Here is a 9,289-nt window from a genome sequence, read left to right on the forward strand (position 1 = left end):
TACATAGCGCATGTCCACGCGCTCCACTACACGCGAAGCGACTGCAAAAGCGCCTGCAACACCCCGGCTCAGCTCCATGGACGCACGAGAACGCCAGCACGTCCCCGTGCGCCGGCATCCGGGGGGCAGCACCTTGACCGACGTGCTGCGTTGGGCGGCACACAGGTATCCGGACAGGACAGCCTGCATCACTCTGGGTTCGGACGGGGCGGAGAAGGAGACCCTCGCCTACGGCGAGCTCGACACGAGGGCTCGGGCGGTTGCCGCGGCTATGCGCGACCTTGTCGACTCCGGAGCCCGTGCCCTGCTCGTACTGCCGCCCGGACTGGACTTCCTCACGGCCTTCTTCGCCTGCTCCTACGCCGAAGTCATTGCCGTTCCGGTACCCAGCCCCAACGGTGCCTTCGGGGTGCAGCGTCACACGGACCGGCTGCGGGGGATCGTCGACGACTGCACGCCCGGTGTCGTGCTGACCACTCCGGAACTCGTCGGGTGCGGACCCGCCTCCCCCATGGGAGACGCCCGCATCCCTCGGCTGGCGCCGCGCGACGTTGATGTCGCACTCGCCGCAGGCTTGGAGGATCCGACATCCAGCAGTGACAGTGTGGCTCTGCTTCAGTACACATCCGGTTCCACCAGTGCGCCCAAGGGGGTCATCCTGACCCAGGGGAACGTCACGGAGAACCTCGCGGCGATCGCCGGCGGCATCGGACAGGAGGCCGGCAAGAGCACGGACTTCACCGGCGTCACCTGGCTCCCGCCCTTCCACGACATGGGGCTGGCCACGCTGTTGCTGCCCCCCTTCCTGGGCGGCCGCGCGGTCGTCATGACCCCGATGACCTTTCTCATGGACCCGTCGGTCTGGCTGCAGTCGATCGACCGCTATGGGGCCCAGTTCTCAGCCGCCCCGAACTTCGCCTACGACCTGTGCACCGAACGGATCACACCAGAGCAACGCGACAGCATCGATCTACACGGGTGGAAGTATGCGCTAAGTGGAGCCGAGCCCGTGCGGGCCGTGACCTTGGACCGCTTCGCAGCCAATTTCAGCAACAGCGGATTTCGGATGTCGGCCTTCATGCCCAGCTACGGGCTCGCCGAAGCCAACGTCTACGTGAGCGGCAGCCGTCGGCCCGGTGACGCAAGAGTGATCCACGCGCGGACGTGTGCCCTGGAGAGCAAGGGGCGCGTGCTTTCCGCCGGAGACGATGAACCGAGCCGACCGCTGGTGGGCGTTGGCAGGCTTCCCGCCAACCTTCGGGCACGGATCGTCGACCCCGAGACCCGGCGCCCGTGTGCGGCAGGGCATGTTGGTGAGATCTGGCTGGCGGGTGCCAACGTGGCCCGGGGCTACTGGGGCAATCCCGATGCGACTGCCGCGACTTTCGGTGGTCGGCTAGCGGATTCGGACGAGGGACCCTACCTGCGGACGCATGATCTCGGCTTCCTCGACGACGGCCAGCTGTTCGTGACCGGGAGAACGGATGATCTGATCATCGTCGACGGTCGCAATGTCCATCCCCAGGACATCGAATTGAGCGTCGAGGAGAGCCATGCGGCCGTGGCCCGCAACCGCGTGGCCGTGTTCGAGTGGGGAGACGGTACTGAGACCAAGGTCTGCGTCGTGGCCGAGACGACGCGGCCGCACCGGATCGTGACTGACGCCGGGACCCGACCCGAACGCGGTGAAGTGTCCAGGGAAGAGATCACGCGGGCCGTGCGGAGCGCGGTCTCCGACTCGCACCAGGTGGGTGTCGCCAAGGTGGTGTTCCTAAAGCCGGGGTCCCTGCCCCGTACCACCAGCGGAAAGGTGCAGCGGAAGCAGACGAAGCGTCTCTTGCAGGAGGGCGGACTGCATGCCTGGTAGGGGGATCGTCTTCACCACAGCGAAGCTGGTCGGACAGCTCGCGGGGATGTCACAGACGCCTCCGGTGCACCGCCGACATCCCTTGCAAAAGATCGAAGCGGCCTCCGCCTGGGCGTCTCGGAGCCGGCTCCGCCTGCCGTTGGGGCTCAGGGCTGACCGGAACGTCACCCCGGGGGTGTCGCCATGACAGCAGCATGCGTACTGAAAGGCGTGGCCGGCTGGGTGCCGGAGCGGAGGGTGACGAACGACGAACTGCCAAAGGCCTGGCTGACGACTGATTCCTGGATCCGTTCACGCACCGGAGTCTCCAGCCGGCACCGTGCGGGCCCGGGGACCGCCACCTCGGACCTTGCCTTCGAGGCAGCCAGACGCGTTCTTGCCGGAGACCGACGCGTCGATACGCTGATCCTGGCGACCTCGACCCCCGATCACCCGTTGCCCGCCACCGCGCCGGCCCTGGCGGCCCGCCTCGGACTCGGGCCGGTTGCGGCCTTCGACGTCGCGGCGGTTTGCAGCGGGTTCATCTATGCGCTCGCTACTGCAGCGGGACTCGTCGCGGCCGGAGTGTCCGAACGGCTCCTTCTGGTAGCCGCTGATGTGTACTCCACGCTTTTGGACCCTGAGGACCGATCAGCAGGCGTCGTGTTCGGCGACGGTGCAGGCGCCGTGCTCCTGCACCGAGGCGTGGCCGGCGAGCACGGCGCTCTGCTCGGTTTCGATCTCGGAACCGACGGCACGCAGGCGGACCTCATCACCGTGCCCGCGGGCGGGTCCCGGCACCGGTCCACCGGGCAGCCGGCGGCGGGCGGAGACCACTACTTCCGGATGCGCGGGCCCGAGGTCTACAAGCACGCCGTGGTACGTATGAGCGACTCGGTGAACGCCCTACTCGACCGCCTCGGATGGCAGGTACAGGACATTGACCGATTCGTCGGTCACCAGGCGAACGCCCGAATCCTGTCGTCCGTCTGCGAACGGATTGCACTCCCGAAGCATAAGAACGTCGGCAACCTCGCTGTCGTCGGCAACACAGGGGCAGCCTCCATTCCACTGGCACTGGCCCACGCCGACAGGGACGGCGTCCTCCAAGCGGGCGAACGGATTGTGCTTGCCGGTTTCGGAGGTGGGCTGACCTGGGGCTCCGCCGCGTTGATCTGGCCGGATCTACCTCAGAGCCCGGCGCCCCACCCGTGAGTGGACCTCGCCGGCCGACCGTGACAGAAGCACCACCCATCCACAACCTAAGGAATCTCCGCATGTCCCCAACAAGCGACGTCGTTTACAGTGCTCTTCGCCGCGCGCTCATCAGCAAGTTCGCCGTCCCAGCCGACGACATCGAGCCGGGCAGGACGATCGGTGACCTCGAGCTGGACTCTCTCGCTCTGGCTGAGCTGGCCGTTGTTCTCAGCGAGGAACTGGGTGTCACTGTGACCGAGGACGGCGTAACTTCCGCGAATAGCCTGGCGGAATTCGCCGAACTCGTCACGGTCGCGGCCAACGCGGAACGGCACGCCGGATGACGGGGGCTCCTGCGGTTGCCGTCACGGGCCTCGGATTGATCACCCCGGCTGGTGACGGCACCCGCCCTACCTGGGAAGAGGTGTGTCGGGGCAGACCGGCCGCGGCCGCCGATCCACGGCTGAGCGGGCTTCCCGTGGACTTCTCCTGCAGCCTGCAGGAAGCGACTGCACTCGGGCGCGGGGCGCCAGCACGTTCGTCGTGGCGGATGAGCCCGGTCGTGAAGGCGGCGGTGTCGGCAAGCCATGATGCCGTCGTGGACGCGGGACTGGATACGGCCTCGTGGGACGCCACTCGGGTCGGAGTGGTCGTCGGCTGCGGCATCGGAGATCTTACTCAGTGGCGCATCCAGGCACTGAGGCTCGTCGACAAAGGCCCCATCAGTGTGTCTCCGTTGACGATGCCGATGGCGCTGCCGAATATGCCTGCCGGAGAAGTAGCCTTGAGCCTGGGGATCCACGGGCCCAGTCTGGCGACCGCGACGGCCTGCGCATCGGGAGCAAGCGCCCTGATGACGGCCCGCGGGTTACTGACGTCGGGACTGTGCGACATCGTACTGGCAGGCGGAGCCGAGATGGCTGTCGACCCGCTGACAATGGCCGCATTCCATCGCATGGGAGCACTGTCCACCCGCAGTCATGACATATCCGGTGCCTCCCGTCCCTTCTCACCTGAGCGAGACGGGTTCGTCATGTCCGAAGGGGCCGCAATCCTCGTGCTGGAGCGAACCCGGGACGCAGCCGCCCGCGGGCGACGCCCCCGCGCCTACCTTGCGGGCTGCGGAGCCAGCACGGATGCCTACCATCCCACCTCGCCGCACCCACAGGGAGCAGGATCGGAGATCGCCTTGTGCCAGGCGCTCCGCGACGCCGGGCTCGCCCCTGCCGACATCGATCATGTCAACGCCCATGCCACATCGACGCCCTTGGGCGACGCGGCGGAGGCCGCCATGATCAGTCGGGCCTTGCCCCATGGACCGACGGTGACGGCGCCAAAAGGCGTCCTGGGGCACGCACTGGGTGCAGCAGGAGCCATCGAGGCCGCTCTCACAGTCCTCACCATCGAGCACCAGCTGGTCCCCCCAACCGCGAACCTCGACGGGGCGGCAGCGGAAGGCACCCTCAACCACGTCACGGACAAAGCCCGGCCGCAACGGGTGGCTGCAGCGATCAGCAACTCGTTCGGGTTCGGAGGCCACAACGTCGTTCTGGCGTTCACCTCCGACCTGCCTGCCTAGTGCTCCAGCAGGATTTCGCTGTCTGACCTGCGGTTTTCGCTGGGCGGCTGGAGTGTGGTGGGCCGCGGAGTGGTCAGGGGTGGCCTTCGGCAGGCCGCCCCTCGATCGTGCGACAGCGCCGCAGGTAGTGACAGGGTGCTGGGCAGTCTCGTCACGTGATCACCGAGCGTGTTGCCGAGCAGTGGGACCTGGAACTGGACGATCTCTTCGTGACCACCGGCCATCGCTTCGGCCGGGTGGAACTACGCCGCCGCATGCGCGACTACGTACGCGGCTTGCTCGCCCCGGTGGCCCGAAAGTACAGCTGGCAACTGGCCGAGCAGGCAGGTCACTCCACCCCTGACGGCCTGCAGCACCTGCTCGCCGGAGCGAAGTGGAATCCCGACGACATCCGCGACGACCTGCAGCAATACGTCGCCGACAAGCTCGGCGAGAGCGACGGCGTTCTCATCATCGACGACACCGGGTTCATCAAGAAGGGCATCACCTCCACGGGGGTTCAACGTCAGTACTCCGGAACTGCCGGCCGCACCGAGAACTGCCAGATCGGCGTCTTCGCCGGTGATGCACCAGGTCGCACGACAAGCCGATCAGGACCCCAACCGGATCTCCTTCACCCGCTCACTACGCGTCGTGCGCCGCCAGGTCACCGGCCAGGCGGCGTTTTCCCCCGGCAGACTCGCGCGCGCCGTCAGGTTCTCGATCTTGTCGCATCCGGCAGGAAGGTAGCCGAGGTCGCCCGACTTCTCGGCATCAGTGACCAGACGATCTATGTCTGGCGTCGCCAGCACCTCATCGATACGGGGCAGTTGCCCCAGTACGACCAGCAGCGACCAGTCCGAGCTCACTGCGGTCCGCAAGCGTATCGCCGAGCTGGAGGCTGAGTTGGCCATCCACCGGCGGGCTGCCGAACTGTTGGGCGAGGTGACGTCCCCAAAAGGCGGTTCGAAGCCATCCGCGTGATGGCCCGTGAGCAACTGCCGATGCAGCTTGCCTGCCGGGTGCTGCATGTCGCAGAGCCCGGATACTACGCCTGGCGTGACCGGCCGCCGTCGAACCGCCTGGTCAAGCACGCCTGGCTGACCGAGGCCATCGTGGGCATCCACACCGCCTCCCGCGGCACCTACGGCACCCGCCGGGCCCACGCGGAGCTCGGTCTGGGCCTGAACATCCATGTCAGCCACGGCCAGTTCTCACTCTTCTTCGAGGACAGGCTCAACGCCATGTGAACCCCAAGGATTTATACAAAGTCGCTGACACCTCCCGGAGTCTCGATCAACCCGGAACGGTTCAGTCCGCCGGGTGGAGCGTGCTTGCTCCCAGAGCGCGGATTTCTGTAGTGATGACGTCAATGATGTGTTGTGCCTGTCCGTCGGTGATAACTAGGGGGGGTGTCAGACAGATCTGGCGGGGGGAGTTGCGCAGGAGGACGCCTGCTGCGGCTGCGCGGGCGGGGAGATCGCGAGCGGCGGCGGTTGCGCGGGGCGTGAGTTCGACGGCCAGCATCAGTCCGGTGCCGCGTACCTCTTCGACCCATGGGAGTTCTTCCAGTGGCTTGAGCTGCTGGAGTATTTGTGTACCCAGTTTGGCGGCGCGGGCGGTGAGGTGCTCTTGTTCGATGATGTTCAGGTTGGCGAGCGCTACTGCGGCTGCGGCGGCGTGGCCGCCGAAGGTGAAACCGTGGGTCAGCTGGGTTCCGTGGAGCATGTCGATGACGTGATCGCTGACCAGGACGGCGCCCATGGGGATGTAGCCGCTCGTTAGTGCTTTGGCAGTCACCGTGATGTCGGGCTCGATTCCCTGATGTGGGCAGGCGAACCAATCTCCCGTGCGGCCGTAGCCGGTAGCGACTTCGTCAGCGATCAGTAGGATCCGGTGCTGCTTGAGAATCTGCTGCAGGCGCGGCCAGTAGCCGTGGGGTGCAGGGATCATGCCGGCCATGCCGAGAACGGGCTCGCCGGTGAACGCGGCGATGCGCTCACCGCCAACTACCGCGATTGTCTGCTCCAGTTCGTTGATCAGAATGTCCGTGGCGTCGGGGCCCAGCGGCCTGGCGTGAGGGAGAGACAGCGGGATGCTCAGCGGCCGTGAGTCCTTCAGCCCGTGGTGAAGGGCGTCGATTTCCGTGACACCCAGTGCCCCGGCAGTTGCCCCGTGGTAGGCCCCCTTGAGGGTGAGGATCAGCGTGCGCTCGGACTCGCCGGTGTTGAAGTGAGCGAGGTGGGCGAATCTGAGCGCCATTTCCACCCCTTCGCTTCCGCCGCTGGTGTAGAAAGCCTTCGACAGTCCGGCTGGCGCGATGGACCTCAGACGGTCGGCAAGGCTTATGGCCGGTTCGTTGACGCATCCAGCGAGGAGGGGAAAGGAGGCGAGGCGGGCGCTGCATCTGGAGGGTGGCGGCCTGGACCAGCTGTGGGTGGCCGTATCCGACGGCGCACGCGCTGAGCCCGGCAGTGGTGTCGATGTAGTGACGGCCACCGCTGTCCCACAGCAGTGCGCCCCGTCCGCCGACGATGCACCGAGGGCTGTTGGGGCCGCCGACCACGGTGTTCGGCAGCAGCAGCGATGAGGTGTCACGGGCGACGCTGTGGGGGCCAGCCGGTGCACCGGAGTGAGCGTGGCGGCGGGTGTGAGGGCTCATGGAAGGGTGCGATGCCGGGCGTAGGCCGGCCGCCGTACGCATGCAACCGGCGGCCGACCCCATGTTCAGCGCCTATGTGCGCGAGGAAGTCCCACAACGGTGGCAACTGCACCTGCAAACCTCGGCGCGCCGTTGGATGCCGTCGTCTGCGGAGAGGTCGGGGACGGTTTCGAACCCGTGCGCCTGCCAATTGCCAATACCGCACATGACAATACCGCAGGTGACAACATCGCAGATTTCGGCGCGCTGTTGGATGCCATTGTCGTCGGAGAGGTGGGGGACGGTCTCGAACTGGAGGAGTTCCTCCGGAGCTGTCGTCCGGGTGAGGGTTGCGGTGGGCATGGTGTTCTCCTTTTTGGGGATGGTGATGCCGCTGGTGCGGTGTCACGAGGGGCCGGCTCGTTTTCGGGCTGGGTGTCGTGTCCGTGTGTTGGATGGTGATGCCCGTACACGAGACACGAAATTGGGGGGCGGGTGGGCTGGGGATGTTGCGGTGGAGGGTTGGTGGCGTCATCCGGGATGTGTGTTTCCGCCGGTACTGGTGGCTCCGGGCGACGCTGGGTTGGGTATGGGAAGGTTCGGGGTCACCACGCCGGCCTTGGCAAGCCGTTGCAGTGTGTCCATCGCGGCACCGGCTTCGATGCCGGAGATGCCTGCTATGTCAGAGCCGGTTCTGGTCCCGTCGCACAAGCTCAGCAGGAGTGTCGTTCCCATGCCGGCCCGGTAGATGCGCGGGGGCTGTTTCCATCTGCGGTGGAGCATCACGTGGACGGGCTGTCGGGGCAGGTTTCGTGGTGCCTGCACAGCGGTGACGTCGTGGTCGTACGCGGCCAGGCGTACCGTTGCCGACAGGGTGAGCCGGCTGCGGGCGACCTGTTCTCGGCCGGCTGCCGGGCTCGTCCCGTGATCGGTGTGCGCCCATGTTCTCGCAGCCTCGGCGGCTACCGGGTCATGGACCAGCCGGTTACGCACGAGTTCGAACTGCCCGAAATCAATGAGTCCGTCCGGCACCTGTCCGGCGATCCAGGCCAGGAATGTGTCGCCCAGTGCGAACAACGCAGTCTCCTTGTCGAGGAACGGCCGGCGCACGGTGTTGCGCACGAACTCCTCGACAACGGGGCCATGGCGGGCGTCTGCTTCTGCGACGGTGCGCGGCAGGGCACACTCCAGCGCAGTGCGCAGCTTGAAACGTACCTGATCGGCGGTCACCTGGCATCCGGCGTGGGTGGCGGCAGTGAGCAGCATGTCAGCTTCCGCCTGGGAGAGTTGGTGACGGTCCCGCAGCGATTGCGGATGCTCTCGCCATTGGGCCAGCACGATGGCCGGCGTGGTCAGAATCTCGGCGAGGGCTTCCCGGACACCCATCACACCATCTCCTTGCCGGGGGTGGGGGCCTCGAGCAACGTTGCGCGGGCGCGGTCGAGGTCGGCCTGCAGTTCGGTGAAGTCCTCGGGGTAGAGAGCGTCCCGCTCCAGCAGCGTCGTGCGAACAGGAGCCCGCCCCACCAGCTCACGCAGCAACGTCCACACTCGCTCAGGCACGGATGCCGCATGGGTGTCCAGCGCCATTGCGTCTCCTACGCCGTCCTGTCCGCCGGCCAGATGAATCTGGACCACGCGTTCCAGCGGGATGGAATCCAGGAACTCCTCGGGGCTGTAGCGGTGATTGCGTGCGTTGATGTCCAAATTGGTCAAGTCGAGCAGCAGGCCGCACTCGCAATGTTCCATCACCTCTGTGATGAACTGCGCTTCCGTCAAGGGAGCGGGCAGGTCCATGTAATAGGTGATGTTCTCCAGCAGGAGCGGGACACCGACTGCTGCTTGCGTACTCTGAGCACGGCGGCCCACCTCACGGGCCACCTCCCGCGCGCGTGGCAGAGGAACGAGTGTTCCGAGGGCCACGTCACCGGCGCGGGTGAAGGACAAGTGGTCACTGAGCCTTTTCAGCGTTGACGCTCCAGGGTGAGGACGGCAGCGGCGATGACCGTCATGCGGTTAGGGCTGCAGCGGGCTCTGCGGAAGACGCG

General features: G+C 66.5%; 10 protein-coding genes and 3 pseudogenes. 7 read left to right on the plus strand and 6 right to left on the minus strand.

Translation table 11 applies throughout. The annotated features are described in order from the left end of the window. Positions 1 to 142: 142 nt before the first annotated feature. The 7 genes and pseudogenes from AB0D93_RS39775 to AB0D93_RS39805 all read left to right on the plus strand — a co-directional run bounded on the left by AB0D93_RS39775 (position 143) and on the right by AB0D93_RS39805 (position 5,851). Positions 143 to 1,867, plus strand: a complete 1,725-nt coding sequence (locus AB0D93_RS39775) for a fatty acyl-AMP ligase (RefSeq protein ID WP_362131093.1) — start codon at positions 143 to 145, stop codon at positions 1,865 to 1,867. Between the two features lie 183 nt (positions 1,868 to 2,050). After that, entirely contained in the window at positions 2,051 to 3,061 is a 1,011-nt protein-coding gene (locus AB0D93_RS39780; protein ID WP_362131069.1) for a beta-ketoacyl-ACP synthase III, read from the plus strand. Between the two features lie 62 nt (positions 3,062 to 3,123). Further along, positions 3,124 to 3,387: an acyl carrier protein gene (locus tag AB0D93_RS39785; protein ID WP_362131072.1), complete on the plus strand. Its 264-nt coding sequence runs from the start codon at positions 3,124 to 3,126 to the stop codon at positions 3,385 to 3,387. Continuing rightward, positions 3,384 to 4,622: a beta-ketoacyl-[acyl-carrier-protein] synthase family protein gene (locus AB0D93_RS39790; RefSeq protein ID WP_362131075.1), complete on the plus strand. Its 1,239-nt coding sequence runs from the start codon at positions 3,384 to 3,386 to the stop codon at positions 4,620 to 4,622. The genes AB0D93_RS39785 and AB0D93_RS39790 overlap by 4 nt, the downstream gene beginning before the upstream one ends. A gap of 188 nt (positions 4,623 to 4,810) precedes the next feature. Beyond that, a pseudogene (locus AB0D93_RS39795) lies at positions 4,811 to 5,179 on the plus strand (transposase); the annotation flags it as partial. Beyond that, complete coding sequence (locus AB0D93_RS39800) at positions 5,168 to 5,506, plus strand: helix-turn-helix domain-containing protein (RefSeq protein WP_362131096.1); 339 nt, start codon at positions 5,168 to 5,170, stop codon at positions 5,504 to 5,506. The pseudogene AB0D93_RS39795 and the gene AB0D93_RS39800, both read left to right, overlap by 12 nt. Before the next feature lie 78 nt (positions 5,507 to 5,584). Then, on the plus strand, positions 5,585 to 5,851 hold the full coding sequence (locus tag AB0D93_RS39805) for a hypothetical protein (RefSeq protein ID WP_362131078.1): 267 nt from the start codon (positions 5,585 to 5,587) through the stop codon (positions 5,849 to 5,851). A 61-nt stretch (positions 5,852 to 5,912) separates the two neighbouring features. Here the strand turns inward: AB0D93_RS39805 and AB0D93_RS39810 are convergent, their stop codons facing one another. The 6 genes and pseudogenes from AB0D93_RS39810 to AB0D93_RS39835 all read right to left on the minus strand — a co-directional run. Then, positions 5,913 to 7,100 carry an aminotransferase class III-fold pyridoxal phosphate-dependent enzyme gene (locus tag AB0D93_RS39810; protein WP_362131081.1) on the minus strand — a complete coding sequence of 396 codons (1,188 nt, stop codon included), beginning with the start codon at positions 7,098 to 7,100 and terminating at the stop codon, positions 5,913 to 5,915. Then, positions 7,066 to 7,326, minus strand: a pseudogene (locus AB0D93_RS39815) (hypothetical protein); the annotation flags it as partial. The gene AB0D93_RS39810 and the pseudogene AB0D93_RS39815, both read right to left, overlap by 35 nt. Before the next feature lie 9 nt (positions 7,327 to 7,335). After that, positions 7,336 to 7,605 carry a hypothetical protein gene (locus AB0D93_RS39820; RefSeq protein ID WP_362131084.1) on the minus strand — a complete coding sequence of 90 codons (270 nt, stop codon included), beginning with the start codon at positions 7,603 to 7,605 and terminating at the stop codon, positions 7,336 to 7,338. A gap of 168 nt (positions 7,606 to 7,773) precedes the next feature. After that, positions 7,774 to 8,628: a hypothetical protein gene (locus tag AB0D93_RS39825; RefSeq protein ID WP_362131087.1), complete on the minus strand. Its 855-nt coding sequence runs from the start codon at positions 8,626 to 8,628 to the stop codon at positions 7,774 to 7,776. After that, a complete protein-coding gene (locus tag AB0D93_RS39830) occupies positions 8,628 to 9,209 on the minus strand; it encodes a DUF692 family multinuclear iron-containing protein (RefSeq protein ID WP_362131099.1) in 582 nt (193 codons plus the stop codon). Before AB0D93_RS39830 ends, AB0D93_RS39825 begins: the two co-directional genes overlap by 1 nt. Next, positions 9,206 to 9,289: pseudogene (locus AB0D93_RS39835) on the minus strand (IS5/IS1182 family transposase); the annotation flags it as partial. The pseudogene AB0D93_RS39835 and the gene AB0D93_RS39830, both read right to left, overlap by 4 nt.

Origin of the sequence: Streptomyces sp. NPDC048191 (assembly GCF_040652655.1) — a bacterium.
In the GTDB taxonomy this organism is placed as follows: domain Bacteria; phylum Actinomycetota; class Actinomycetes; order Streptomycetales; family Streptomycetaceae; genus Streptomyces.